Source organism: Sphingobium sp. ZW T5_29, from assembly GCF_044987515.1.
GTDB lineage: Bacteria > Pseudomonadota > Alphaproteobacteria > Sphingomonadales > Sphingomonadaceae > Sphingobium.
Genome location: NZ_JBJDRM010000005.1, coordinates 186,770 through 211,290, shown reverse-complemented (window position 1 = coordinate 211,290; position 24,521 = coordinate 186,770). Strand labels below are relative to the sequence as shown.

At 62.1% G+C, this 24,521-nt stretch carries 23 protein-coding genes and 1 tRNA gene; 9 read left to right on the top strand and 15 right to left on the bottom strand.

What is annotated here, in order from left to right:
• The first annotated feature begins 101 nt into the window (after positions 1-101).
• From ileS to ACI3KQ_RS06230, 3 genes are all read left to right on the top strand, one after another.
• Positions 102-3,047: an isoleucine--tRNA ligase gene (gene ileS, locus ACI3KQ_RS06240; RefSeq protein WP_404955825.1), complete on the top strand. Its 2,946-nt coding sequence runs from the start codon at positions 102-104 to the stop codon at positions 3,045-3,047.
• A 213-nt stretch (positions 3,048-3,260) separates the two neighbouring features.
• Positions 3,261-3,773: a signal peptidase II gene (gene lspA / locus ACI3KQ_RS06235; RefSeq protein ID WP_404955823.1), complete on the top strand. Its 513-nt coding sequence runs from the start codon at positions 3,261-3,263 to the stop codon at positions 3,771-3,773.
• Positions 3,773-4,180 (top strand): DUF3035 domain-containing protein, encoded by a 408-nt coding sequence (locus ACI3KQ_RS06230; protein ID WP_404955821.1) that lies wholly within the window; start codon positions 3,773-3,775, stop codon positions 4,178-4,180. The genes lspA and ACI3KQ_RS06230 overlap by 1 nt, the downstream gene beginning before the upstream one ends.
• Positions 4,181-4,412: 232 nt before the next feature.
• On the opposite strand, the gene dxs is transcribed toward ACI3KQ_RS06230, so the two are convergent.
• The 6 genes from dxs to ACI3KQ_RS06200 all read right to left on the bottom strand — a co-directional run bounded on the left by dxs (position 4,413) and on the right by ACI3KQ_RS06200 (position 11,658).
• Positions 4,413-6,347 carry a 1-deoxy-D-xylulose-5-phosphate synthase gene (dxs, locus tag ACI3KQ_RS06225; RefSeq protein WP_404955819.1) on the bottom strand — a complete coding sequence of 645 codons (1,935 nt, stop codon included), beginning with the start codon at positions 6,345-6,347 and terminating at the stop codon, positions 4,413-4,415.
• A gap of 48 nt (positions 6,348-6,395) precedes the next feature.
• Entirely contained in the window at positions 6,396-6,863 is a 468-nt protein-coding gene (locus ACI3KQ_RS06220; protein WP_404955818.1) for a Fur family transcriptional regulator, read from the bottom strand.
• Positions 6,864-6,908: 45 nt separating this feature from the next.
• Positions 6,909-7,235, bottom strand: a complete 327-nt coding sequence (locus ACI3KQ_RS06215) for a DUF423 domain-containing protein (RefSeq protein WP_404955816.1) — start codon at positions 7,233-7,235, stop codon at positions 6,909-6,911.
• Entirely contained in the window at positions 7,232-9,052 is a 1,821-nt protein-coding gene (locus tag ACI3KQ_RS06210) for a cation:proton antiporter (RefSeq protein WP_404955814.1), read from the bottom strand. The genes ACI3KQ_RS06215 and ACI3KQ_RS06210 overlap by 4 nt, the downstream gene beginning before the upstream one ends.
• On the bottom strand, positions 9,052-9,474 hold the full coding sequence (locus ACI3KQ_RS06205) for an iron-sulfur cluster assembly scaffold protein (protein WP_404955812.1): 423 nt from the start codon (positions 9,472-9,474) through the stop codon (positions 9,052-9,054). Before ACI3KQ_RS06205 ends, ACI3KQ_RS06210 begins: the two co-directional genes overlap by 1 nt.
• Positions 9,475-9,582: 108 nt before the next feature.
• A complete protein-coding gene (locus tag ACI3KQ_RS06200; protein ID WP_404955810.1) occupies positions 9,583-11,658 on the bottom strand; it encodes a transglycosylase domain-containing protein in 2,076 nt (691 codons plus the stop codon).
• 107 nt (positions 11,659-11,765) lie between these two features.
• On the opposite strand from ACI3KQ_RS06200, the gene ACI3KQ_RS06195 reads away from it, so the two are divergent.
• Positions 11,766-11,960, top strand: a complete 195-nt coding sequence (locus ACI3KQ_RS06195; protein ID WP_404955808.1) for a hypothetical protein — start codon at positions 11,766-11,768, stop codon at positions 11,958-11,960.
• An 11-nt stretch (positions 11,961-11,971) separates the two neighbouring features.
• Here the strand turns inward: ACI3KQ_RS06195 and ACI3KQ_RS06190 are convergent, their stop codons facing one another.
• The gene (locus tag ACI3KQ_RS06190) at positions 11,972-13,267 is read right to left on the bottom strand and encodes an MFS transporter (RefSeq protein WP_404955807.1); all 1,296 of its coding nucleotides are present in this window, start codon (positions 13,265-13,267) and stop codon (positions 11,972-11,974) included.
• Between the two features lie 142 nt (positions 13,268-13,409).
• On the opposite strand from ACI3KQ_RS06190, the gene pgsA reads away from it, so the two are divergent.
• From pgsA to ACI3KQ_RS06175, 3 genes are read left to right on the top strand one after another with little or no spacing between them, the layout of a single operon-like run.
• Positions 13,410-13,973 carry a CDP-diacylglycerol--glycerol-3-phosphate 3-phosphatidyltransferase gene (gene pgsA, locus ACI3KQ_RS06185; RefSeq protein ID WP_404955849.1) on the top strand — a complete coding sequence of 188 codons (564 nt, stop codon included), beginning with the start codon at positions 13,410-13,412 and terminating at the stop codon, positions 13,971-13,973.
• 2 nt (positions 13,974-13,975) lie between these two features.
• Positions 13,976-14,236 (top strand): MoaD/ThiS family protein, encoded by a 261-nt coding sequence (locus tag ACI3KQ_RS06180; protein ID WP_404955805.1) that lies wholly within the window; start codon positions 13,976-13,978, stop codon positions 14,234-14,236.
• Positions 14,233-14,676, top strand: a complete 444-nt coding sequence (locus ACI3KQ_RS06175) for a molybdenum cofactor biosynthesis protein MoaE (protein WP_404955803.1) — start codon at positions 14,233-14,235, stop codon at positions 14,674-14,676. The genes ACI3KQ_RS06180 and ACI3KQ_RS06175 overlap by 4 nt, the downstream gene beginning before the upstream one ends.
• 173 nt (positions 14,677-14,849) lie before the next feature.
• Here ACI3KQ_RS06175 and ACI3KQ_RS06170 read toward each other — a convergent pair whose 3' ends face one another.
• Positions 14,850-15,779: a hydrogen peroxide-inducible genes activator gene (locus tag ACI3KQ_RS06170; RefSeq protein ID WP_404955802.1), complete on the bottom strand. Its 930-nt coding sequence runs from the start codon at positions 15,777-15,779 to the stop codon at positions 14,850-14,852.
• Between the two features lie 39 nt (positions 15,780-15,818).
• Positions 15,819-16,592: a sulfite exporter TauE/SafE family protein gene (locus tag ACI3KQ_RS06165; protein WP_404955800.1), complete on the bottom strand. Its 774-nt coding sequence runs from the start codon at positions 16,590-16,592 to the stop codon at positions 15,819-15,821.
• 163 nt (positions 16,593-16,755) lie between these two features.
• Here ACI3KQ_RS06165 and epsC point away from each other — a divergent pair, with 163 nt between their 5' ends.
• Both epsC and ACI3KQ_RS06155 read left to right on the top strand, forming a co-directional pair.
• Positions 16,756-17,478 (top strand): serine O-acetyltransferase EpsC, encoded by a 723-nt coding sequence (gene epsC, locus ACI3KQ_RS06160; RefSeq protein WP_404955798.1) that lies wholly within the window; start codon positions 16,756-16,758, stop codon positions 17,476-17,478.
• Positions 17,478-17,822 carry a DUF2794 domain-containing protein gene (locus tag ACI3KQ_RS06155; RefSeq protein WP_404955796.1) on the top strand — a complete coding sequence of 115 codons (345 nt, stop codon included), beginning with the start codon at positions 17,478-17,480 and terminating at the stop codon, positions 17,820-17,822. Before epsC ends, ACI3KQ_RS06155 begins: the two co-directional genes overlap by 1 nt.
• 750 nt (positions 17,823-18,572) lie before the next feature.
• On the opposite strand, the gene ACI3KQ_RS06150 is transcribed toward ACI3KQ_RS06155, so the two are convergent.
• From ACI3KQ_RS06150 to ACI3KQ_RS06125, 6 genes are all read right to left on the bottom strand, one after another.
• Positions 18,573-18,648: transfer RNA gene (locus ACI3KQ_RS06150), tRNA-Lys, on the bottom strand.
• 122 nt (positions 18,649-18,770) lie between these two features.
• Positions 18,771-19,886, bottom strand: coding sequence for a rod shape-determining protein RodA (gene rodA / locus ACI3KQ_RS06145; RefSeq protein WP_404955794.1), 1,116 nt, complete (start codon positions 19,884-19,886; stop codon positions 18,771-18,773).
• Positions 19,883-21,922 carry a penicillin-binding protein 2 gene (mrdA, locus tag ACI3KQ_RS06140; RefSeq protein WP_404955793.1) on the bottom strand — a complete coding sequence of 680 codons (2,040 nt, stop codon included), beginning with the start codon at positions 21,920-21,922 and terminating at the stop codon, positions 19,883-19,885. The genes rodA and mrdA overlap by 4 nt, the downstream gene beginning before the upstream one ends.
• Positions 21,919-22,446 (bottom strand): rod shape-determining protein MreD, encoded by a 528-nt coding sequence (gene mreD, locus ACI3KQ_RS06135; RefSeq protein ID WP_404955791.1) that lies wholly within the window; start codon positions 22,444-22,446, stop codon positions 21,919-21,921. The genes mrdA and mreD overlap by 4 nt, the downstream gene beginning before the upstream one ends.
• Positions 22,443-23,357, bottom strand: coding sequence for a rod shape-determining protein MreC (gene mreC, locus ACI3KQ_RS06130; RefSeq protein WP_404955789.1), 915 nt, complete (start codon positions 23,355-23,357; stop codon positions 22,443-22,445). The genes mreD and mreC overlap by 4 nt, the downstream gene beginning before the upstream one ends.
• 18 nt (positions 23,358-23,375) lie before the next feature.
• On the bottom strand, positions 23,376-24,422 hold the full coding sequence (locus tag ACI3KQ_RS06125) for a rod shape-determining protein (RefSeq protein WP_167303013.1): 1,047 nt from the start codon (positions 24,420-24,422) through the stop codon (positions 23,376-23,378).
• Positions 24,423-24,521 lie beyond the last annotated feature (99 nt).

Here is a 24,521-nt window from a genome sequence, read left to right as displayed (position 1 = left end):
TTTTCTCACCCGTTCGGGCTGAGCCTGTCGAAGCCCTCTCATCTTTTTGAACGGCGCGCAGTCTCAGGTCGGAAGGCAGGACCAGCAGATACCGGACCCAGATGACCGACCAGCCCAGCCAAGAAACCAAAGACTATAAGTCCACCGTCTTCCTTCCCGTGACCGACTTCCCGATGAAGGCGGGTCTGGCGCAGAAGGAACCGGCGATATTGGCGCGCTGGGAGGAAATGGACCTTTACGGCAAGCTGCGGGAACGGCGGAAAGGCCGCGAACGCTTTATCCTCCACGACGGCCCGCCCTACGCCAATGGCGACATCCATATGGGCCACGCGATGAACAAGGTGCTGAAGGACATCATCGTCCGCAGCCAGTCGCTGCTCGGCAAGGACGCGCCTTACGTCCCCGGCTGGGACTGCCACGGTCTCCCGATCGAATGGAAGATCGAGGAGGAATATCGCAAGAAGAAACAGAATAAGGACGAGGTTCCCGCCCAGGAATTTCGCGCCCAATGCCGCGCCTATGCGGACAAATGGGTCGGCGTTCAAAAGGAACAGTTCAAACGCCTTGGCGTCATGGGTGATTGGGCCGATCCCTATCTGACCATGAAGTTCGACGCCGAAGCCACCATCGTGTCTGAACTGTTGAAGTTCGCGGAAAGCGGCCAGCTTTATCGCGGCGCTAAGCCCGTCATGTGGTCCCCGGTCGAAAAAACCGCGCTGGCCGAGGCGGAGGTCGAGTATGAAGACATCGTCTCGACCCAGATCGACGTGGCCTTCGAAATCATCGATGCGCCGAACGCGCCGGAACTGGTCGGCGCCCATGCGGTAATCTGGACGACGACGCCGTGGACGATCCCGGTCAATCAGGCTTTGGCCTATGGGCCGGAGGTCGAGTATGTGCTGCTGGAGGGCGAAGGGCGAAAGTTCGTCATTGCCGAAGCGCTGATCAGCGCGTTCAAGGAGCGGTCGGGCCTTGTGCATGCACAGCCGCACAAGCATTTCAAAGGCTCCGAACTCGCTGGAGCCATCGCCCGCCACCCGATCTACAACCTCCTCCGTCACCCCGGCGAAAGCCGGGGTCCCGCTTCTTCAGGCAGCGAAGGTAGCGAGACCCCGGATCAGGTCCGGGGCGACGAGTGGGAAAGGCAACTAGCCTTCTTCGCCAAACCCCGCCCGTTCCTCGCAGGCGACTTCGTCACCACCGAAGCAGGCACCGGCCTCGTCCACCTCGCCCCCGACCATGGCGAGGACGACTTCGCACTCTGCAAGGCGAACGGCATCAACCCGGTCTTCGCCGTAGAGAATGACGGCAAATATCGCGAAGACTGGGCCTGGCTCGGCGGCCAAGGCTCTGTTATCAACCCCAAGTTCGTCAGCAAGGACGGGCCGATCTGCACCGACCTGCGCGAAGCAGGCGGACTGCTCGCCGCCTCCGACGACTTCAAGCACAGCTACCCCCATAGCTGGCGCTCCAAGGCTAAGATCATCTTCCGCTGCACCCCGCAATGGTTCATCCCGATGGACCGCGCGATCGGCGATGGCATCATCCCCCGTTGCGCCGAGGAAGAAGCCATCCTCGCTGCCCAAAGCAATGGCGCGACCCTGCGCGGCACCGCGCTCGACGCCATCGAAAACACCCGCTGGGTCCCCGAACGCTCGATCAACCGCATCCGCTCGATGGTTGAAGGGCGCCCTGACTGGGTGATCTCCCGACAGCGCGCATGGGGCGTCCCCATCGCCCTCTATGTCCATCGCAAGACTGGCGAATATCTCGTTGATAAAGCAGTAAATGCCCGCATCATCACCGCATTCAAGGGGGCAGGGGCCGACGCATGGTTCGGCGCCGATCATCAGGCGCTGCTAGGCCCCGATTACGACCTCAACGACTATGAGGTGGTGAACGACATCCTCGACGTCTGGTTCGACAGCGGATCGACCCACAGTTTCGTGGTTGAAGCCCGCTTTGGCGAAGGCGTCCGCGCCGACCTTTATCTCGAAGGCTCCGACCAGCATCGCGGCTGGTTCCAGTCCTCGCTGTTGGAAAGCTGCGGCACGCGCGGCCGCGCCCCATATGACGCCGTCCTGACTCACGGCTTCGCGCTCGACGGGCAGGGCCGCAAAATGTCGAAGAGCCTCGGCAATGTGGTCGATCCGCTAAAGGTAATTGCCGAAAGCGGCTCCGACATCCTGCGCGTCTGGGTCGCCAGCACCGACTATTTCGATGACGTTCGCATTGGCAAGGAAGTGCTGGCCGGGTCGTCTGACGCCTATCGGAAACTTCGCAACACTTTCCGTTACTTACTCGGCGCTCTTTCCGATTTTTCCGAAGAAGAAAAGGTGCCTGTCGCCGACATGCCGGAACTGGAGCGCTATATGCTTCACCGGCTCGCAAGGCTGGACGTCGAACTCAAGGGTGTCGTGGACAAGGTAGCGGGCAGCGAGAACTGGCTGGAATTCAGCCGCTACACCCGCGCCCTGTTCGACTTCGCCAACAGCGACCTGTCGGCCTTCTTCTTCGACATCCGCAAGGACTGCCTCTATTGCGATGCGAAGGCCGACCCCAAGCGCCGCGCCTACCGCACGGTCCTGGACACGCTGTTCCACGCGCTCGTCCGCTACGCCGCGCCAATCATCCCCTTCACCGCTGAGGAAGTCTGGCAGAGTCGCTATCCAAATACCGAAGAAAGCGTCCATTTCCTCGAATGGCCTCTCGTCGATGCGGACTGGACTGACGAAGGACTGGACGCCAAGTGGGACGAACTGCGCAACCAGCGCGATCAGGTCAACGAAGCCATCGAACCGCTCCGCCGCGAAAAGGTCATCCGCTCCAGTCTGGAAGCCGATGTGACCATGGGCCAACTGGTCCCCAGTGACGGTGTGAACTTCGCCGAAATCGCCATCGTCGCCCGCATCGAAATGGGGAAGGGCGACGGTATCGCGGTGACACCCAGCGACTGGCACAAATGCGGCCGCTGCTGGCGTCTCCTCCCCGAGGTCGAGGAAGACGGCGCCCTCTGCCAACGCTGCGACGAGGTGCTGAGCGCTTAACCAACCGACCCGTGCTCCTGCGAAGGCAGGAGCCCAGTCCAAACGCCTGAATTGAGGCATGAACGAACGAAAACTTTCCTGTCCTACAGGCGCATCCATCGGCTATAGCCAGCAACCTGTCGCCTGAACCAAAGATATTAGGAAGAACATGGCGCTTTTCTGGGGTTTCACCGTGTCACCTTTGTCATTCAAATCCTGTTCGGCGGACCGCTGATGGCTGCCGTCAACCATCGCCCTCTGGGCCTCACCGTCGCCATCGTCACGCTCGCGCTTGACCAACTCATCAAATATACCGTCACTTATCCGCTCGCCCTGAAAAGCCGGATGGATGAAGGGATTGAGATCCTGCCGATCTTCCGCCTCCGCTGGCTGGAAAATCGCGGTGTCTCCATGGGCTTTTTCCACGCCGACACGGACCTGATGCGTTGGGTGCTGGTCGGCATGACCATGCTCATCTCCACATTCGTTGGTGTGTGGATGTGGCGTGAAAAGGCGCGGCAGGATGTCGCGGCGCTGGGCCTGGTGCTGGGCGGCGCGATCGGCAACATCGTAGACCGGGTGCGCCTGGGCTATGTCATCGACTATGCCGACCTGCACTTTGGCGAATGGCGGCCATTCCTGATATTCAACCTGGCGGACGCCGCCATCACGATTGGCGTGCTGATCCTGCTTGCGCGGGCGCTGCTGCTGCGCGAGAAGGGCGCAAAGACGGAGTCACTGAACTGATGCGTAAACTGATCCTCGCCGCTGGCCTTGTTACCACCCTGTCCGCCTGCGGTTCTTCCGGGCTTTTCAACCGTGATCGTCCCGACGAATTCGCGGTTTCGCGTCAGGCTCCGCTGGTAATCCCGCCCGACTACGCGCTGGTCCCGCCCGCGCCCGGCACGCCTTCCGCTGCGGCGGTCGATTCCGGCCGCGCGGCGATGGAGGCCATGTTCGGCGGCCCCGCGCCCCGCAGCGCTACCGAAGCAGCCGCGCTTGACAAGGCTGGCCGCGCCAACGCCACGGCGGGCATCCGTTCGTCGGTTGGCGATCCTGCGACCGAAGTGGTGGACAAGGGCACGACCACCCGCGACATCATCGCCGCACCCGAAGGCGACGGCCAGGACGCCCGCGCGACCACCCAGCCTTGATTCTGAATGGCACCCCCCGGCAGCAATGTCAGGGGGCCAGAGCATCGCGCGGGTAAGGGGGAACCAGTTTTCCGCGAAAAACGATGCGACTACAAAGATATAGAGCAAGCTGCGCGATTTACATATCGCGCTGCCTGCTCTAGCCGCTCCCTCTATCCAGAGTACGGCTCGGCCAAGCCAAAGCGCGCATCGGCCCCGCCAAAGCCTCCCCCGACCGCCAAGAAGGCGCCAATCAGGCCCGCGCCTCGCTCCCGATGCCGGGGCTGTTATGACGCAGCGCCGTCAGCACCGTATCCACGATCGCGGCGGCATCCAGCCGGGCGTCGGCATATTGCTTTTCCGGCTTGTCCTGATCCTGGAAAATGTCGGGCAGGCGCATGGTGCGCAGCTTCAACCCATTGTCGATCAGCCCCAGATCGCTCGCCAGCGTCAGCACATGCGCGCCCAGGCCGCCAATCGCCCCTTCCTCGATCGTGACCGCGACCTCATGCGTGGTCAGCAAACGCCGGATCATCGCTTCATCCAGCGGTTTGGCAAAGCGCAGGTCGGCAACCGTAGTGGAAAGCCCCTTGGCCTCCAGCGCATCGGCAGCCTTCAACGCTTCCTCCAGCCGGGTGCCCAGCGACAGGATGGCCACCTGCCGTCCTTCCCGCACAATCCGGCCCTTGCCGATCTCCAGCCGCTCCGGCGTGTCCGGCAACGCTACTCCAACGCCATTGCCACGCGGATAGCGTAACGCAATCGGGCCAGTGTCATGGACCGCGCAAGTGTGGACCATATGCACCAGTTCGGCCTCGTCAGCCGCCGCCATCACTACCATGTTGGGCAGGGTGGCCAGATAAGTGACGTCAAAGCTGCCCGCATGGGTGGAACCGTCGGCACCGACCAGCCCCGCGCGATCGATCGCGAAGCGCACCGGCAGATTCTGGATCGCCACGTCATGCACCACCTGATCATAGGCGCGCTGCAGAAACGTCGAATAGATGGCGCAAAAAGGCCGCATCCCCTGCGCGGCAAGCCCCGCCGCAAAAGTCACAGCATGCTGTTCGGCAATACCGACGTCGAAAGATCTGTCGGGAAAAGCTTTGGCGAATTTGTCCAGACCCGTCCCCGAAGGCATGGCGGCGGTAATCGCACAGATGGTCGGATCCCGCTCCGCCTCGGCGACCAGTGCGCCTGCAAAAACATTGGTGTAGCTGGGCGGTCCCGGAGGCGCCTTTGCCTGGGTTCCGGTGACGACATCGAATTTCTGAACGCCGTGATATTTGTCCGCCGCAGCTTCGGCCGGGGCATAGCCCTTGCCCTTCTGCGTCACGACATGGACCAGGCAGGGGCCTTCGGCAGCGTCGCGAACATTTTCGAGCACGGGGATCAACTGGTCCAGATTATGGCCGTCGATCGGGCCGACATAGTAAAAACCCAGTTCCTCGAACAGAGTGCCGCCCATCGCCATGCCGCGCGCATATTCGTCCGTCTTGCGAGCGGCGTTGTGAAGCGGGCGGGGCAGTTTCCGCGCGATCCGCTTGGCAAGTCCGCGCAGGCCCAGAAACTCCCTGCTGGAAACCAGCCGGGCCAGATAGGCGGAAAGGCCCCCAACGGGCGGCGCAATCGACATGTCATTGTCGTTCAAAATCACGACGAGCCGATTGCCCGCCTCGCGCGCATTGTTCATCGCCTCATAGGCCATGCCGGCCGACATGGCGCCATCGCCGATCACCGCGATGCCCTTGCCCGGCTTGCCCGCCAGCTTGCTCGCAATGGCAAAGCCCAGCGCGGCGCTGATCGATGTCGAACTGTGCGCCGCGCCGAACGGGTCATATTCGCTTTCCGCGCGTTTGGTAAAGCCGGACAGTCCGCCGCCCTGCCTGATGGTGCGGATGCGGTCGCGGCGGCCGGTCAGCACCTTGTGCGGATAGCATTGATGGCCCACGTCCCACACCAGCTTGTCGTCCGGTGTGTTGAATACATAATGGATCGCGGCGGTCAGCTCGACGACGCCCAGCCCCGAACCCAGATGGCCGCCGGTCACGCCCACCGCGGAAATTACTTCCTGCCGCAGTTCGTCGGCCAACTGGCGCAGCTGCCCAGCTTCTAATGTACGCAGATCGGCGGGCCAAATTACCTGGTCAAGCAGCGGCGTGGCAGGACGGTCATTCATGAAAGGCATATACTCCAAGCGCGCTGGGTCTTTGACGGCACAATCGCATCAGTCCTGTCAGGCCGCGCACTTGGCGCAGGTGCCCAAAATCTCAATCACCGGTCGTTCTGTGTGAAAACCTTCCTGCTCCGCCACTGACCGAACTTCCCTGGTCACGACATCGTCATCGACATGGGTCGCCTCTTTGCAGTTTCGGCATACCAGGAAAATGCAATCATGGTGACATCCAGGATGTGCATTGGCGATATAGGCGTTCGCGCTTTCTACGCGCATCGCAATATTATTGGCGACGAACAGGTCCAGAATTCGATAGACACTGTTGGGCGCGACCCGCTTTCCACGCGCTTTTGAGACATTGTCGGCAATGTCATAGGCGGAAGCGGGCTTTTCTTCCGCGGCCAGCGCGTCGAATATGGATGCGCGCATCGGTGTCCACTGTTCGTTGCGCGCTTCCAGCGTAGCGCGCGCCGCGTCCGACAGTTTCGTTCCGGTCGGCTCATTATGGTGATGGTGATGTTCGGCCATGGTTCCAATCTAGGCTGGGGTGCGTCCTGGGGCAAGCACGGCCTGTCAGGCCCGCCAATAGGTCCATGCGGTCCATATCCATCCCGCGATCATCAAAGTCCCGCCGATGGGCGTCACCGCGCCCAGCCATCGTGGCCCGCCAATGGCCATTGCGTACAGCGTCAGCGCAAAAATGGCCGCCCCAATCAGCAGCAGGATGGCCGGACCCCGCGCGATATTCATCAGGCTGATAGCAGCGACGGCGTGGATCAACTGATAAAGGCCACCGGTGCGCAACCATTCCGCCGCCTGCGGGCTGGACGCGCCATGCGCCCCAAATGCGCCAGCACCGATCGCGATTGCGGCCGACAATGCCGCCCATACTCCGATCATACCGCTTCGTCTCCTTCGCCCCGCGCCAGTAATCGCATCCGCCGTCCGGGTCGAAACATCAGTTCCTTGGCCGCCAGCAGGCTGCCCTGTTCATTTTGCGCCGCCAGCCTTTGTTGGTCATTCTGGCGATACTGCCGCTCGACCTCTTCGATCTCGCCCTGCGGGACGCCCAGCGCTTCCATCGCCTGGACACCCATGCAGATGGCCGATTCAAACACTTCCCGCACGACGCCGGTCAGGTCCATGTCGCGCAGTTCCAGCAGTTGCCGTCGGTCGAATGCCCGCACCACCAGCGCGGCCTGCGGGAATGCTTCCGCAATCGGCTCCAGCGTCCGCTTGTCCAGCATGGGGTCATCGATGCAAAAGGCGATCAGTCGCGCGTCGTCGGCACCGGCCCGGCGCAACAGGTCCATGCGGGTGCCGTCGCCATAATAAACCTTCATGTCGAATCGGCTGGACGTTTCAATCTGCGCAGGCTTCTTGTCGATCAGCACGACACTGAACCCATGGCCCATCAGCATCTGGGCGACCGTCTGTCCAAATCGGCCAAAGCCGACGATGATCGCCGTGCCACGTGTGGCTTCCTCCGGGTCTGCCAGGTCCGACACGTCCTTGGAACGGGCAAACTCCAGCTTGCGCGCGAACAGCATGAGGAAAGGCGTCGTCGCCATCGACAGGGTGACGATCGCGCTGAACAGGCTGGCCCCTTCCGGCGCGATCAGCAGTGCATTTTGCGCCTGCGCGAACAGGACAAATCCGAACTCGCCGCCTTGGGACAGCAACAGGCCAGCACCGACGGCGGGCGCCCATTCCATGCCGAACAAGCGCGCCAGGCCGGTGATCAGCAACGCCTTGGTAGCCACCAGCACCACGGCCATGCCAATGACAAATATGGGATTGGCGGCGACTGCCTGCAGGTCCAGCACCATGCCCACCGCCAGAAAGAACAGGCCCAGCAGGATGGAACGGAACGGCTCGACATCCGATTCAATCTCATGCCGATAGGGGGAATCGGCCAGCATCACGCCCGCGACAAATGCGCCCAGCGCGGTCGATAGATGCAGCATATGCATCAGCGATGCCGCAGCCAGAACGGTAAACAGGCCCACGACCACGAACAATTCGCGTTCGCCCAGCCTGCCGACCAATTGCAGCAGTGGGCGCAGGATAAATCGCCCGGCCAGCACCAGTCCGGCAATCGCGGCAACTGTGTATCCCGCCAGCATCCATCCCGGCGGACCGGCTGCATCGAGTGGATTGCGCGACAGGGCGGCAACGATGGTGATCAACGGGACAATCGACAGGTCCTGGAACAGCAGGATCGAAAAGACCTTCTCACCGAAAGGCGAATTGATGCGCCCGCTGCTTTTCAGGCTGGGCAGCACCTGCGCGGTCGACGAAAGCGCCAGCGGCAGGCCCAGCGCGATTGCCGCCCCCAAAGTAAAGCCGGTCAGGTAAAATATGATCGCCGTCAGGGCGAGGCCGCACAGAACGACCTGTGCCAGACCCAGCGCGAATATATCGCGCTTCAGCCGCCACAGTCTGGCCGGGTGCAGTTCCAGCCCGACCAGGAACAGCAGCAGCACGATGCCAAGTTCGGCAATCGCCAGCTTCGATTCCGCGCCGCCCACAAGGCCCAGTCCCTGCGGTCCCACCAGCGCCCCCGCCACCAGATAGCCCAGAACGGCACCCAGGCCGAAACGCCGGAACAGCATGACGAACAACACCGCCGCGCCCAGCAGGATCACGCCCTCGGACAATAGCACATCCGTTGCGGAAACCGGCGGGTGGCCCGCAACCACGCTTTGCCCAGCCATCAGGCGTCGGCCATCCGCGCTGCCTCGGCAATCGCCTCAAATCCGAGCCGGATCGATGCATGCCGCGCGGGATAGCCACGTGCCGGGGCCAACACCGCAAGGCCGGGCCAGAAATCCAGATCGTCGCTGCGCCCCGACAGATAATCGGTCAGCTTGTCGCGTGCCTCGGCCAGTTCTTCGGTGGACATGCCGATGGCCTGCGCCGCCATCAATGCGGCTGAAGCCTGCCCCAGGGCGCATGCCTTCACGTCCAGTCCCAGGTCCGCGACCCGGCCATCCTCCATGCATATGTCCGCCGTGACCCGTGAACCGCAGGTGGGCGAACGCTTCTCGACGGTCGCCTGCGGATCGGCGAGCCGCTGATGATGCGGGATGCTCGCGGCCAGCCGCAATATGTCCGTGTTGTACAGGGGGGCGCTCATCCCGCCCATGTAGGATAGCTTGGCGGTCGGCGGAAGGCTGCTTGTGCCTCCCTTGTCGATAATAGTTCAGGCTGGTGACGGCTGCTGGAGCATCACGCCGCGCCGACCTTAAGGCGCGCGATTTTCTTCGACCGGCAGAGGCACTGTGATCCGGGGCGGGGGCGCTCCCTGTGCCGGGTCTTGACCCGGTGCAACCGGCGGGGCGGCCGGAGAACCGATCGGCAGGCGCAACTGGTTGGGCCCCAGGTTCACCGATACGCCATCAGGGTCGATGTCCAGCGTCATGTTGCCCAGCCCCGCTTCGACCGTCACATTGGCGATGGCGTTGACCAGGTCGCTGTCCTGTTCCTCCTCAGGCGCCTCGACAGGCTCGTTGATCGCGCGGCCCATGAAATCGCGCCAGATGCGCGCGGGGATGCCGCCGCCCGCCGCGCCGCCGGGCAGGGGACTGTTATCATCATTACCGATCCAGACCGCCGTCACCAGCCCGCCCGCATAGCCCACGAAGATCGCGTCCCGGCTGTCCTGGGTCGTCCCGGTCTTGCCGAACGTGCTGGTGCGCAGCGCCGCGGCGCTCCCCGTGCCCCGGTTCGCCGCAGAGGACAGCAGGTCGCGGATCATTTCCAGATGGTCGTCGCTGAAATGGCGTTGGCGGCCCATCAGCCGGTCGAACCAGCCGCGTTCCTCCGGCGGCAGGCCGTGGGCCAGCACCGGATAGGCCCCGGCCGCAACCGCCGCATAGGCTTCGGCGAGTTCGACCAGCGGGATTTCCGACGTGCCCAGCGCCAGACTCAGATCCTCGGTCAGCGGCGCGGTGATCCCCAGGTCGCGCGCCACCTGTATGACATTGTCCACGCCGACCTTCTGCGTCAGCCGCACTGCCGCGACATTGCTGGACGCGGCGAACGCCTGCCGCAAGGTGATCCGACCGCGATATTTGCCGCCGTGGTTGGCGGGGCGATAGCTGCCGGTGGTGATCGGCGTATCCTCGATCATGTCCTCCGGCGTCATGCCCGCGCGGAAAGCGGCGAGGTAGACGAACAGCTTGAATGTCGACCCGGGCTGCCGCTTCGCCTGCACCGCGCGGTTGAAGCTGCTCTTGTGGTAATTTTTGCCGCCGACCATCGCGACCACGCTGCCGTCGGGCTTCATCGCGACCAGCGCCGCTTCCGCTCCCCCCAACGGAGCGCGGCGGATGGCAGCTTCGGCCAGCCTTTGTACGCGCCAGTCCAGCGTCGTCCTGATCGTCTGCGCGCCATAAACCGCACCTGCCCGGTCGCGCGCGTCGGGCAGGACCCAGTCGGCGAAGTAAGTGCCGGTGGTCGGCTCAGCCGTTTCCCGCACGTTCAGGCGCGCGGGGCGCAGGCCGTTGCGCTGCGCCTTGGTGATATAGCCCGCCTCCACCATCGCCTGCGTCACCAGCGCCGCGCGCGTCCGGGCACCGGTCAGGTTGCTGGTCGGGGCCAGCCGGGATGGCGCTTTCAACAGGCCCGCCAGCATCGCCGCCTGGGGGATCGTCAGTCGTTCGGGCTGACGGCTGAAATAATGCAGCGACGCCGCCCTCAGCCCATAGACATTGTCGCCGAAGTAGACGTTCGACAAATAGCGTTCGAAAATCTGGTCCTTGGTCAGCCACGCCTCCAGCCAAAAGGCGATCAGCGCCTCTCGCGCCTTGCGGCCAAAGGTCCGGTCGCTCGAAAGGAACACCCCCTTCGCCAGCTGCTGCGTGATCGTGCTGCCCCCTTGCGAAGCGCCATCCGACCAGAAATTATGCCACGCCGCCCTGGCGATACCGCGCGGATCGATGCCCCAGTGGCTATAAAAGCGGCGGTCCTCGATGGCCATGAACGCCTGCGGCACATGGCCGGGCAGATCGGCCATCGCGACCGGCCTGTCGATCACCGCGCCCCGCCGAGCGATCAGGTGACCATCCGCCGACATCAGGCTGATGCTGGGCGGCGCGATCGGCTTTAGCGACCGGGACAGCGGAGCGGTAACCGCAAGCCACGCAATCATGATCATCAGCAGCGCCAGCAGCCCCGCGACGATCCATCCCGCGATATGCAGCCCCCTGCGCCACGGCGTGGGCGACGCGAAAGCGCTGGGCGGTCCAGCGCCGAATTCGCGGGCGGGATCGGCGTCGGGCAGGGGAGCGGGCAGGGGATCTTTCATCGGTCCGGTCATGCTGTATTGTCAGATTGATACGGTCAAGAGTGTCCTGACACGGCACGAAATTTGATTAACCACGATTGTGGATGGTCCAAAAGGTAAAGAAAGCGTTAACTGGGTCTATGAGGAACCGATCTCTGGCCCTGACGACGGAATCTGCGCGGCATCCCTTCCGCCAGCAGCTGCCTGCCCATGTGCTGGAAGCAACGGATGCGAAGGGCAAGGACGCCGCGCCATCATCCGACGATGGCGACTGGAAACTGTTTGTGCTCAGCTTTAGCGCGTTTTTCACGGCCTTCTACAGCTTCATCTATTAGGCCACGCGCCATCAATCGCACGCCTTGTGCAACCGCCACGCCAGCCACGCGCAGGGCAGGCACAGCAGCGCCACAAGCAGCAACTGGTTCACGACGGAAATGCCCGCGATGCTCAGCCCAATGGCGATCAACGATCCGGTCACCATCGCGCCGGAATTAACGATATTATTCGCCGCCACGGTCCGCGCCGCCTCGCATTTTTCAACCGTCGTGGTGAGGAAGGCGTAGAGCGGCACGACGAACATGCCGCCAAACGTGGCCACGCCCAGCAGGCAAGCCGACAAGGCGATCGCCAGCGGATGCGCCAGAAAACCGCCCAGCGACAACATCTTGCCATCCGATCCCGGCACCCACATGGCGCACACGATGTGAAAAGCGACGATGCACAACCCCATGCCGATCACGGATGCAGGCGCGTAACGGGCCGAAACATGGCCTTTCAACAGGCGGTTTATGGCGATGGAGCCAATCGCGATGCCGATGGAAAATATCGCCAGGAACAGGCTGGCGACCGGCTTGTCGGCGAACAGAACATTTTTAACCAGCGGCGGGAAATGGATGAACAGCACGGACCCCACCGCCCAGAAAAAGCTGATGGCCATGATCGCCAGGAACAGGCGGGGGATGTGCATGGTGGCGCGGACCAGCGTGACTGCCGACCGGATGACATGAAAATCGATCGGCTGTTCTTCCAGCAGCGACGGAGCGGGGGGGACTTCGCGCCCGGCGACATAGCCGACCACGGCGGTGATCACGATGGCGATTGCCGCGACCTCGACAGGGATGATCCCCGCCAGGATGGTGCCCGCCAGGATCGCGATATAGGTGCCTGCTTCGACCAGGCCGGTCCCGCCCAGCACTTCGTCGTCGTGCAGATGCTGCGGCAGGATCGCATATTTGATCGGGCCGAAAAATGTGGAATGCACGCCCATCGCGAACAGCGCCACCAGCAACAGCGGGATGGCGACGATATGGACGGCAATGCCGCTCCAGATCATGGCCAGCCCCGCAGCGCCGACCAGCATGATCGCGATTTCCGCCGCCTTGACGTAACGGATGATCTTCGCCTTGTCCCGCTGGTCCGCCAACTGGCCCGACAGCGCGGACAATACAAAAAACGGCAGGATGAATATGCCGGTGGCCAGCGCGCTGAACCAGGTTTCCGACCGTTCGTCATTATACACGCTGTAAACGACGAACAGCACCATCGCGTTCTTGAACAGATTATCGTTGAAGGCGCCGAGGAGCTGAGTGACAAAAAGCGGCAAAAAACGGCGCTTTTTGAGGAGCCTGAGAGAGGCTTGCATAGGCCGGAGGGTCTTCTTCGCTGTGGAGGAGCGGAGCGGGGTCTAGCCTTTGCCGCCGGGTCTGTCCAACCCATCATGCGGCCATCGCATCCCGATGTCGGCCCGGCTTGTGCGGGAGCGCGGACTGTGGCAGTTCGCGCCCATGCTGACGCTGCCCAATTTGCTGACGCTTTCGCGTATCCTGACGGTTCCCTTGCTGGTCGCATTACTGTGGCCCGCTGAAATGGGCGCGCGCTGGACCACGGGCTATGCTTTTGCCTTCGTGCTCTACTGCCTGATGGGCATCACCGATTATTTCGACGGCTATCTGGCCCGTGCGCAGGGGGCGGTGTCCAGGCTGGGGATTTTCCTTGATCCCATCGCGGACAAGATCATGGTCGGCGCGGTCATCCTGATGCTGTCGGCGACGCGGGACATTGCCGGCATTCACATCGCTGCGGCCATGATCATCCTGTTGCGGGAAATTGCGGTGTCGGGACTGCGGGAATTCCTCGCCGGATTGCAGGTGTCGGTGCCGGTGTCACGCCTCGCCAAATGGAAAACGGCGTTTCAGCTTATCGCACTGGGCGCTTTGATCCTGGCCGGGGCCTTGCCCCAATTTCCGTTCGTGCAGATGGTCGGAATCGCAACCCTGTGGTCCGCCGCGATCCTGACGCTGGTCACTGGCTGGGATTATCTGCGCGTCGGCATCAAGCATATGGATTGACCGTGGCAACGCTCAACATCCTCTATTTCGCCTGGGTGCGCGAAGCCATCGGCCGGGATGAGGAACAGATTGAGCGCCCAGCGCCGGATATGCCGATCGTGGACCTGATCGCCATGCTCGCGGGGCGCGGGGGCGGCTATGCCCAGGCGCTTGGCGAAGCTGAACGGATTCGCGCGGCGCTGGATCAGCGCTTCGTGCCTCTTGACACCCCCATTGGTACGGCGCGGGAACTGGCGATTTTTCCGCCAGTCACAGGCGGATGAAGCGGGTTTCGATCCAGACTGAGGATTTCGACACGTCTGCCGAACTCGCCACGTTGGAAAATTGCGGCGGAGGCGGCGTCGCCAGCTTCACCGGCATCGTTCGGGGCGATGACGGCCTGGTCGCGCTCGAACTGCAACATTATCCCGCAATGACCATGGTTCAGGTCGAACGCATAGTCGAAAACGCGATGAACCGCTGGCCGCTGCTTGGCGTGCGGGTCATCCACCGCCACGGGCGGCTGCAGCCGGGCGAGCGTATCGTGTTCGTCGGCACGGCCTCCCGCCACCGCACTGCCGCGCTGGAAAGTTGCGCCTTCCTGATCGACTGGCTCAAATCCCATGCGCCCTTCTGGAAGAAGGAGCATTTCAGCGACGGTGAAGCGCGATGGGTCGACGCCCGTGCCGAAGATGACGCAAAGGCACAAGACTGGCTCAGCTAAAGCAACGAGCGTTAAATCGAAATCACTGTCCCCCTTCGCCCTGAGCCTGTCGACCCGAACGGCGGCGATAGCCAACGGTTTTACTTCCTCCGGCACCATGGGTCAGGAAAGAGAAGGGGCCTTCGTCCTGATCGAGCTTGGAAAACGCGGAAAACGCAGGATAAATATAATCATCACGCCGCCTTGGCCTTGAGCGGCGGAAGCTCCGCTGCTTCCCGCAACAGTTCCGCCAGCAGCTGAAATTCCTTTTCGCGCGGGCTGTTCTTCCGCCAAACCAGCGCGATGTCCCGGTAGGATCGTTCCGACCGCAGCGGGCGGGCCGTGATCCGGGTATGTTCCAATATCCCGCCAGTGATCGCCATTTCGGGCATGATCGTCACCCCCAGTCCATTGTCGACCATCTGCACCAACGTATGCAATGACGTGCCCATCATCGTGGCGCTGGCCCGGATTTCGGGCCGACTACATGCCGCCAGCGCGTGATCCTTCAGGCAATGCCCGTCTTCCAGCAACAGCAGCTTGGTCTCGTCAATCATTTCCGGCGAGATCCATTCGGGCGGGTCGCGCGGATCGTCATGGGGAAATGCGACATACAGCCGGTCCTGGAACAGCAGCTCGCTGTCCATCTCTCCGGTGGGGAAGGGCAGGGCTAGCAGGACGCAATCGACATTGCCATGCCGCAGCGATTCGATGGCAGCCTGCGACGTTTCCTCGCGCAGATAGAGTTTCAGTTCGGGCCTGTCCGCCCGCAGCCGCGGCAATAGCCAGGGAAGGAGGAAGGGCGCGATCGTCGGGATGACGCTCATCCGCAACTCGCCGGTCAGCGGCTTTCCCGATGCTTCGGCAATGCCTGCCAGTTCCTCGGCCTCTCGCAGCACCCGATGGGCCTTGTCGACGATGCGATCGCCCAGCGCCGTAAACCGTACCACCCGGCGGGTCCGTTCGACTAACGTCACGCCGATCAGCGATTCAAGTTCCCGAATGCCTGCCGACAGGGTGGATTGCGTCACATAACAGCTTTCGGCTGCCTTGCCGAAATGCCCATGCTCTTTCAGCGCAACAAGATATTGCAGCTGCTTGAGTGTGGGCATGTAACTCGACATTGATCGCCTTTCTCGATGAGAAAGGCCGATATAAGAGTGTCAGCCGATATATCCAAGCCATTTGACCAAGCCGAACAGGGACGTCAGCATTAGGATGGTCCCGACGCCTATAAACAGGACGCGCGGTGCGACATGACGCGCCAGCATCGCTCCAAACGGCGCGGCTATCACGCCGCCGATCAGCAGGCCGACTGTGTAAGTGGTGAACGCCTGCCATCCCAGATGAAGCAGGAAGGTGATGCTGATCGCCAATGTCAGGACGAATTCGACCGTGTTGACCGTGCCGATGGTGTGGCGCGGGCTGGCGCCCTGGATCAGCAGGTTGGACGTGACGATCGGCCCCCAGCCGCCGCCGCCTGTCGCGTCCATGAAACCGCCAGCCAGACCCAATGGCGCCACCCATTTGGGGTCGCGCGCATGTGGGGGGAAATGAAAGCCACGCCAGACCAGATAGATGCCGATCGCCGCCAGATAGGCTTGGACGAATGGCTTGATGGCGGACCCGTCTATATTCGACAGCAGATATGCACCTGCCACGCCGCCGATCACGCCAGGAATGATCAGTCTGGCAAATAGTCGCCAATCGACATTGCGATGCGCGATGTGGCTCAGCGCCGATACGCCCGTCGTGAATGTTTCCGCCGCATGCACGCTGGCCGACGCCTTGCTGGGGGGGACGCCCAGCGCCAGCAGCAGCGTGCTCGAAATCACGCCATAGGCCATGCCCAATGCCCCGTCGATCATCTGAGCGCCGAAGCCGATCAGGATAAACGGCAGGATTTCCCCGAAATGGGCAATGATGGTGTCGATCATCCGCGAACCTTATTGGCGTTATTTGTCTACCGCAATGATTGTTATATCGGCTGCGTCCAAGAAACATTCTATTTCGATGATGCAAGTCTAAATAGCCATGTGATCTGGAAAAATTATCCCTTTGGGCCTATGTACGGCCGAACAGGTTTTCAGGGGCGTTTTCATGCTTCGCAATCTTATCGCTTATCTCGACTCGGTAAAATCGCGCGATCCCGCGCCGCGCTCGCGCGCTGAAGTGCTGATTTATCCGGGGGTTTGGTCGCTCGCCTTCCACCGGGTCGCACATCGTCTCTACCGCATGCGGCTGTTTTTCCTGGCGCGGGCAATCAACCATCTGTCCCGCTTTCTGACGGGCAATGACATTCACCCCGGCGCACGGATCGGAAAGCGTTTCTTCATCGACCATGGCTTTACCGTCATCGGGGAAACTGCCGAAATCGGCGACGACGTGACTTTATATCAAAATGTGACGCTGGGCGGGACCGACCCGGCCAATGGCATTGCGGGAAAACGGCACCCGACCCTGGCCGACGGGGTCATCGTGGGATCGGGCGCGCAGGTCTTGGGGCCGATCCATGTCGGCGCCCGCGCCCGCGTCGGCGCCAACGCCGTGGTGACCAAGGATGTGCCGGAAGGCGCGACGATGGTTGGCATTCCCGCGCGGCAGATGCTGGTCGATGTGACGGCTTATCAGCGGGAATTTCTTCCCTACGGCACGCCCTGCTCCGACTGCTACGACCCTGAAAAGCAAAAGCTGGAACTCCTGCAATGCGAAGTGCAGCAGTTGCAAAAGCGTCTGGCGGAATTGATGGACGAACGGGCGGGCCAAGCGCCGCTCGCGCCCGGCGACGACATTCCCGTGTTGAAGGAACGTGGTCGCGCCTGATGAGCAATGTGACGCCGTTCCCCTCCCACGGCGCCCAGCCTTCACAGATTGGTTTTGATCGACCTGAATTGCAGCGGATTTTGGACCTTTATGGCCGCATGGTATCGGCGGGCCATTGGCGTGACTATGCCATCGATCTTGGCCGCGACGCCGCGACCTTTTCGGCTTTCCGCCGGTCGGCCGAACGTCCCGAATTTCGGATCGAAAAACGCCCTGGGCTCCGCCATCGCCAGGGCATGTGGTCCCTGATCGGGGAGGCCGGGCATATATTGAAACGCGGCACCGAACTCCAGGGCATCCTCGCCCCGGTGGAACGCCGCCTCCTCAAAGTCATCCGCGACTAATGTGAGGTTTTCAACCACCTCGATGCCCTGAACCATGTCCAACAGGAGTTGGGGAACCGTTAGGCATTCCGATTTCCATGCGCCCCTTGAATGACGCGCACCGCCGATTGATGGACGGGGCGAGGGGGGCGACCAAGCAACCGGGTGATATCCGGCGCAGCCAAAACTGGATTGGAGGCAGCAGGCCCGGCAATGTGGTGTTCATTCCAAGCATCCCAAGCATCCCAAGCCGCGCAGGCCCGCACCGCCGCGTGACGCGCCCTATACCCCGCTCCGCATGAAGGGGCAGGCTGCCGCTATTGGTATCATTGAGTCGGATGCTTGGCCCTTTGACGGGTGCATCCGCCGGGGGTTGGTGTTGGACGAGAACATTCCGGCCGTGTAATCAGGAGGGTAGGCTGGCAACGCTGCCTCAAGTCCGTCGCCCATTTTTTTCAGAGGACGTGCTGCGCCTGCGACTGTGCAGCGGCACGGAGGGGTGCAGGGGAGACGAGGACAGGTTCAGTTAGCGCGGGGGTTCATCTTGCTCGCCGCGCCGGGGTCAAGGCCACAGACCCCCGCCGTCAACATCGGGGCCAGCAGCGGGGACAGGTTCTTCTCCTGCCTGACGCCGCCAGCACCCTGCGCTTTCGGGCGTGGGGTGCTGCCATGAATAGCTGGAGGGGCTAGAAATACGCTAGAGCGCTTACAAACGCGGCCTGCGCTGTCGCGCTAGACCTTAGATAAGTAGCTGTTTTATATGGTGAAAAATGGTGGACGCACTAGGGCTCGAACCTAGGACCCGCTGATTAAGAGTCAGCTGCTCTACCAACTGAGCTATGCGTCCACACTCGCTTCTGGAAGACCCCGTTGGGGCGTCGCCTTGGCGTGGCCGGGCGGTTAGCATTATCCTTCGCCTTTGCAAACAGTATTTTGCATTGCGGCGGGATTTTTCAGGGTTGGGGGGCTTCAGGCCCAGTTACCGCGCCGCTGGCTGTCCCGCCGGGTCGACCTGTCGATCGCCATGATAATGCCGATGCACAGCATGACGGTCAGCATGGAAGAGCCGCCATAGGACATGAAGGGCAGGGGAATGCCCACCACGGGCGCCAGGCCCATCACCATCATCAGGTTGATGGCGACGTAGAAGAATATGGTGGTGGTCAGTCCCGCCGCGACGAGCTTTGCATATCTATCGGGCGCGCGCAGCGATACGCCTATGCCCCAACGGAACAGCAGCAGGAATGCGCCGATCAGGAATATGCCGCCAGCCAGGCCCCATTCTTCGGCCATGGTCGCAAAGACGAAATCTGTATGTCCTTCGGGCAGGTAATCGAGGTGGCTTTGCGTGCCCTTGAGGAATCCCTTGCCCCAAAGTCCACCAGAGCCGATCGCGATCTTCGACTGGCTGATATGATAGCCTGCGCCCAGCGGGTCGCTTTCCGGGTCGAGGAAGATGAGCACGCGTTTCTGCTGATAGTCATGCAGGAAGCTGAAGGCGATCGGGATGATCGCGGCCAGGGTCAGCCCGGACCCAATGAAGAGGCGCAGCGGCAAGCCCGCCAGGAACATGACCGTTACCCCCCCGGCTGCGATCATGGTCGCGGTGCCAAGGTCGGGCTGCACCAGCACCAGCGACCATGGAACGCCGATCAGCACCAGCGCAGGCCAGATGGCGGACCATCTCCTGACCTCTGCTACGGGTAGTAGCGCGTAAAAGCGAGCAACCGCCAGGACGATGACGGGCTTCATGAATTCGGACGGTTGGAGTTGCATGAAGCCAAGGTTGATCCAGCGCTGGCTGCCTCCTGCAACGCCGCCGATCAATTCGACCAGGATAAGCGACACCAGCACCAGCCCATAGGCCGGGAAAGCGAAGCGAGCGAATATCTCCAGCGGGACACGGCTCACCACCAGGGCCATTCCGGTGAAGACGACGAAGCGCACCGCCTGATTGATGGCCCAGGGGGTGATGCTGCCACCTGCAGAACTGTACAACACGATGGTGCCGAAGCCAGCGATGGCGGTCAGGAGGGCCAGCACTTTCCACGGGAAGTGGGTCAGTGGTTCGGGGACGATGTTCATCGCGATCCGCCGGGATTTGCGCTGGTGGATGGGGTCGGCGCGTCAGTGTCCGCAGGCCGTGAGGGCGCGCTTTGCGCAGGGGCGGCGGCTGCTTCGGTGGCGTCGGCGGGCGAGGGGGCGGGGGGTGGTGCCCTGCCCTCCTTAACGGCTTTTGCCAGGCTGAAGGCTGCCATCTGCCGCGCCATGCGTTCGGCTGGCGGACCACCCCAGCCCTTTTCAAGCTCGGCCAGCCGCTCCATCGCCTTGGCCGGATCGAAGAGAAAGGTTAGCACGTCCTTGGCCACCGGTGCGGCGGCGCGGGAACCGCCCATGCCATGTTCAATAACGACGGAGGCTGCGTAGCGTGGATTGCTGGTAGGGGCGAAGCAGACAAACAAGCCGTGGTCGCGATATTTCCAGTCGCCGCTCTGGCCCCGCTGGCTGCCCGCGATCCGCCGTACCTGTGCGGTGCCGGTCTTGCCGCCCATTTGGACGCCCGGAACGTCCAGCCGACTGCGTCCGGCCGTGCCGTCGCCGTTTACCACTTCCCACATTCCGCTGCGCACTGCTTCGAAATGCTCCTGGGGAAAGGGCATGGGGGCAGCCGGAGGATATCGGCCCTGCACCAGGCGAGGTTGTATATTCCGGCCCGAAGCGATCCGTCCGGCCATAACGGCGAGCTGCAAGGGATTCACGACGACATAGCCCTGCCCGATCGAAGCGTTCAGCGTGTCGGAGGCGGTCCATTTCTGGTTATAGCGCCGCATCTTCCACGCCGTATCCGGCATCGTCCCATAGCTTTGGGAAAGAACGGGCAGGTCGAATTTTTCGCCGAACCCCAAGGCGTGGCCCATCCGGGCAATGACGTCGATGCCGACGCGATTGCCCATTGTATAGAAATAGGTGTTACAGCTCTTGGCGATGGCGCGATGCATGTCTACCGAACCGTGGCGGCCCAGACAGCGAAAGAAACGGTTGCCCAGCCGATAGCCGCCCGGACAATTCACGCGCTCCCTGGGGTCGATACCGGCGTTCTGCAACGCCATCGCCACCATCGGCTTGAAAGTCGATCCGGGTGGATAGAGGGCGTTCAGCGATTTGTTTATGAGTGGATGACGCTCGTCATTCGACAGCATGCCCCATTCATCGTGGCTGATTCCGTCTGAAAAATTATTGGGATCATAGGCAGGCATGGACGCCATGCAGAGAATTTCCCCCGTATGGCAGTCAAGTACGACGCAGGAACCCGATTCAGTACCCAGCCGTCGCCCGGCATATTCCTGTAGGCCAGCATCGATCGTCAGTTTGATGGCGTTGCCCGGTGTGTCGGGCCGGGTCGTGAGTTCGCGGACGACCTTTCCCCTGGCCGTCACCTCAACCCGCTTCGCGCCGGGTTCGCCGGTAAGTTGCAGGTCGAAGGATTTTTCCATCCCTTCCTTGCCGACCTTGAACCCCGGTGTGATCAGCAGTGGATTCTTGCGTTCCTCATATTCCTTTGCCGACGCCGCGCCGACATATCCCAGCAGGTGGCCGACCGTTGCGCCCGCAGGATAATAGCGGGAAAATCCTTGACTGGGCGACACGCCGGGCAGGTCCGGCAGACGGACGCTGACCGCTGCGAATTGATCATAGGTCAGCTTTTCAGCCACTTGCACGGGCCGAAATCCAGCCGATTTGTCGAGTTCCGTCCTGATCCGTTCAACGTCGTCAGGCGCCAGCGACAGCAATTCGGCAAGGCTGCGGATCGTGCCGTCCGGGTCGGTGACGCGGTCTGGGATCAGATCGACGCGAAAGTCGGTCCGGTTGTTGGCCAACGTCTTTCCATACCGGTCCAATATCCATCCCCGGCGGGGTGGTATCAGGGTCAGGTTGACGCGATTGCTTTCGGAAAGGACGTTATATTTCTCGTTCTCCGCGATGCTGATCCATCCCATCCGGCCGATCAGCATGGCGCCGAACCCTGCCTGTATTCCCCCGATCACCATTGCCCGGCGCGTGAAGGAGAAGGAAAGGGCAGCTTCGTTAACGGTCTTCCGCTTTAGTTTGGGCAGCTTCATGCCATCACGCGCCAGCGATCGATCTGGGCGCATTGCCGCACCACGAACGGAAAAAGCAGGATGGTCCAGAGCATTTGTGGCGCGACCAGATACAGGTTGATGTCTCCTCCGCCAGCGATGCGCGCGAAAAACATGCCGCCAGCGATGCAGAAGATAATGGCCACGGATGCGATTAGCCAGTCCTGACGATAGCTTCGCCACACCATCCGATGTTCGACCGCATCGATGCCTATCAGCATGACGGTCCACAGGAACATGGCCGATCCGATCGGCTGACCGCTCATCATATCGTCAAACAAGCCCAGCGGCACCCCGATCCAGGTCCGCCACAATTCGGGCCGCAGCAGGCGCCAGGACAGCAGCAGCAGCAGGCCGAATGGAGGCATGACCGGAGCCTGCGCAATCACCGGCAGGACCGTCACCGCGGAACCCAGCATAACGGTGATGACCGGCGTACCGGCCAGGCGGAAGGTAGATGGCTGACGGCCCAGCCGGGGCACGTGCCGAAGATGCGGATCGATCATGGAGCGATAGCGTTGGAGGCTGCGCTCGCATCCACGGGGGCGTGGGGTGCAGGCTCGCTTCGGGTGACGGCTTCTTCGAAGGATCGCTCGACCACAACGGCATCGACCTTGGACGGGTTGGCCAGCGGGACGCCATAGGCGATTTCGCCTGCGATCCGCACGACCACGGCAACGGGAATATTAGGTTGATAGACGCCGCCCACGCCCGACGTCACCAAAAGGTCGCCGGGATGAAAGGGATTGCGGCCTGCTGCCAGCGCCCTGATTTCCAATGTTCCGTCGCCCAGGCCAGTGGAAATGGCGGGGACGCTGTCATTGGCGCGGCGGACGGGCACGATGTTGCTGCCGTCGGTCAGCAGCAGCACTTCGGCGGTATTGGGTGTCGTGCTGTGGATACGACCGACCAGCCCTTCAGGCGCGCGCACCGGCATGCCTGTCCGCACGCCCTGCCAACGGCCAGCGTTCAGGCGAGCAAAGCGGCGCGTGCTGGTGGACGATGACGCAATCAACCGGGCGGCGAGCAGATGGCTTTCATCCGCATCGACCAGCTTCAACAGTTTCTTGAGCCGCGCATTTTCCTGCGCCACCGCCTTGGCTTCGATGATGCGGTTGCGGTCGGTTTCGACCTGACGACGCAGTGCGACATTCTGCGACCCGGCGCGCCAATAGGCAGCCAGGACTTCGTCGATCGAACTTACGCCGCCGACCATGTTGCGCATCGCGATTGAGGCGGGGCGCGTGATCTCTGCCGTCGCGGTGCGAATCACCGCGAAGCCGGTCGGATCGAATATGGCGACAACCACCAGGAGCAGGCCGACGGCGGCGCCAGTCATCGCCACCACATAGCTGGCAAAGAGGCTGTATTGCGCCTTCCGGTTGTGCCCGGGGCGTCGGCTGGGTGGCCGCGCCATCCTGTTTTCCCCCTGACCTTAAGCGGTCTGCAATACGCCCCTGAAGATCGGATCTTCCATCGCCCGGCCAGTACCGATGGCGACGCAGGTCAACGGATCTTCAGCGATGGTGACGGGCAGGCCGGTTTCGTCGCGCAATTCATCGTCCAGCCCCTTCAGCAGCGCACCGCCGCCAGTCAGCACGATGCCCTGATCGACAATGTCCGCCGCCAGTTCAGGCGCCGTGTTTTCCAGCGCGATCCGCACACCTTCGACGATGGTGCTGATGGGTTCAGCCAGAGCGTCGGCAATCTGGCCCTGGTTGATGGAAATTTCCTTGGGAACGCCGTTCACAAGATCGCGGCCCTTGATGTGGATCGTTTCACCCACGCCGTCTTCAGGGGGCTGGGCGACGCCGAACTGCTTCTTGATCCGTTCGGCCGTGGCTTCGCCGATCAGCAGATTGTGGTGGCGACGCACGAAGGAAACGATCGCTTCGTCCATCTTGTCACCGCCAACGCGCACCGATGTGGTGTAGGCCAGGCCGCGAAGCGACAGCACAGCGACTTCGGTGGTGCCGCCGCCGATGTCGACCACCATCGACCCGATGGGTTCGGTGACAGGCATGTCCGCGCCAATCGCCGCTGCCATTGGTTCTTCGATCAGGAAGACCTGGCTTGCGCCTGCGTTGCTGGCTGCATCGCGAATCGCGCGCCGTTCCACGCTGGTGGAGCCGGAAGGCACGCAGATGACGATTTCAGGAAATCGCCATGGACGTGATTTGCCGCCATGCACTTTGGTGATGAAATGTTTGATCATCTGTTCGGCGACATCGATATCGGCAATGACGCCGTCCCGCAGCGGTCGAATGGCCTCAATCGAATCGGGCGTCTTGCCCATCATGAGTTTGGCGTCGTTGCCGACCGCCTTCACCCTTTTAACGCCGTTCAGCGTCTCCACCGCCACGACCGACGGTTCATTGAGCACAATGCCGCGCCCGCGCACATAGACAACGGTGTTTGCCGTGCCGAGGTCGATAGCCATATCCTGGGAGGAGAGTTTGAAAAGTCGCGAGAAGATCGACATGCCTGTTCCTGTTCAGCCCGATCATCCCGGCGACGCGAACCGGGGCGTTCGGAGGTCCCTGCCACGTTCCGCCGCCCATGTCATGAGACAAAATTAATA

Excerpts from the sequence above, each read along its gene's own strand:
- ileS (WP_404955825.1), top strand. The coding sequence starts at position 102 with ATGACCGACCAGCCCAGCCAAGAAACCAAAGACTATAAGTCCACCGTC.
- lspA (WP_404955823.1), top strand. The coding sequence starts at position 3,261 with ATGGCTGCCGTCAACCATCGCCCTCTGGGCCTCACCGTCGCCATCGTC.
- ACI3KQ_RS06230 (WP_404955821.1), top strand. The coding sequence starts at position 3,773 with ATGCGTAAACTGATCCTCGCCGCTGGCCTTGTTACCACCCTGTCCGCC.
- dxs (WP_404955819.1), bottom strand. The coding sequence starts at position 6,347 with ATGCCTTTCATGAATGACCGTCCTGCCACGCCGCTGCTTGACCAGGTA.
- ACI3KQ_RS06220 (WP_404955818.1), bottom strand. The coding sequence starts at position 6,863 with ATGGCCGAACATCACCATCACCATAATGAGCCGACCGGAACGAAACTG.
- ACI3KQ_RS06215 (WP_404955816.1), bottom strand. The coding sequence starts at position 7,235 with ATGATCGGAGTATGGGCGGCATTGTCGGCCGCAATCGCGATCGGTGCT.
- ACI3KQ_RS06210 (WP_404955814.1), bottom strand. The coding sequence starts at position 9,052 with ATGGCTGGGCAAAGCGTGGTTGCGGGCCACCCGCCGGTTTCCGCAACG.
- ACI3KQ_RS06205 (WP_404955812.1), bottom strand. The coding sequence starts at position 9,474 with ATGAGCGCCCCCCTGTACAACACGGACATATTGCGGCTGGCCGCGAGC.
- ACI3KQ_RS06200 (WP_404955810.1), bottom strand. The coding sequence starts at position 11,658 with ATGACCGGACCGATGAAAGATCCCCTGCCCGCTCCCCTGCCCGACGCC.
- ACI3KQ_RS06195 (WP_404955808.1), top strand. The coding sequence starts at position 11,766 with ATGAGGAACCGATCTCTGGCCCTGACGACGGAATCTGCGCGGCATCCC.
- ACI3KQ_RS06190 (WP_404955807.1), bottom strand. The coding sequence starts at position 13,267 with ATGCAAGCCTCTCTCAGGCTCCTCAAAAAGCGCCGTTTTTTGCCGCTT.
- pgsA (WP_404955849.1), top strand. The coding sequence starts at position 13,410 with ATGCTGACGCTGCCCAATTTGCTGACGCTTTCGCGTATCCTGACGGTT.
- ACI3KQ_RS06175 (WP_404955803.1), top strand. The coding sequence starts at position 14,233 with ATGAAGCGGGTTTCGATCCAGACTGAGGATTTCGACACGTCTGCCGAA.
- ACI3KQ_RS06170 (WP_404955802.1), bottom strand. The coding sequence starts at position 15,779 with ATGTCGAGTTACATGCCCACACTCAAGCAGCTGCAATATCTTGTTGCG.
- ACI3KQ_RS06165 (WP_404955800.1), bottom strand. The coding sequence starts at position 16,592 with ATGATCGACACCATCATTGCCCATTTCGGGGAAATCCTGCCGTTTATC.
- epsC (WP_404955798.1), top strand. The coding sequence starts at position 16,756 with ATGCTTCGCAATCTTATCGCTTATCTCGACTCGGTAAAATCGCGCGAT.
- ACI3KQ_RS06155 (WP_404955796.1), top strand. The coding sequence starts at position 17,478 with ATGAGCAATGTGACGCCGTTCCCCTCCCACGGCGCCCAGCCTTCACAG.
- rodA (WP_404955794.1), bottom strand. The coding sequence starts at position 19,886 with ATGAACATCGTCCCCGAACCACTGACCCACTTCCCGTGGAAAGTGCTG.
- mrdA (WP_404955793.1), bottom strand. The coding sequence starts at position 21,922 with ATGAAGCTGCCCAAACTAAAGCGGAAGACCGTTAACGAAGCTGCCCTT.
- mreD (WP_404955791.1), bottom strand. The coding sequence starts at position 22,446 with ATGATCGATCCGCATCTTCGGCACGTGCCCCGGCTGGGCCGTCAGCCA.
- mreC (WP_404955789.1), bottom strand. The coding sequence starts at position 23,357 with ATGGCGCGGCCACCCAGCCGACGCCCCGGGCACAACCGGAAGGCGCAA.
- ACI3KQ_RS06125 (WP_167303013.1), bottom strand. The coding sequence starts at position 24,422 with ATGTCGATCTTCTCGCGACTTTTCAAACTCTCCTCCCAGGATATGGCT.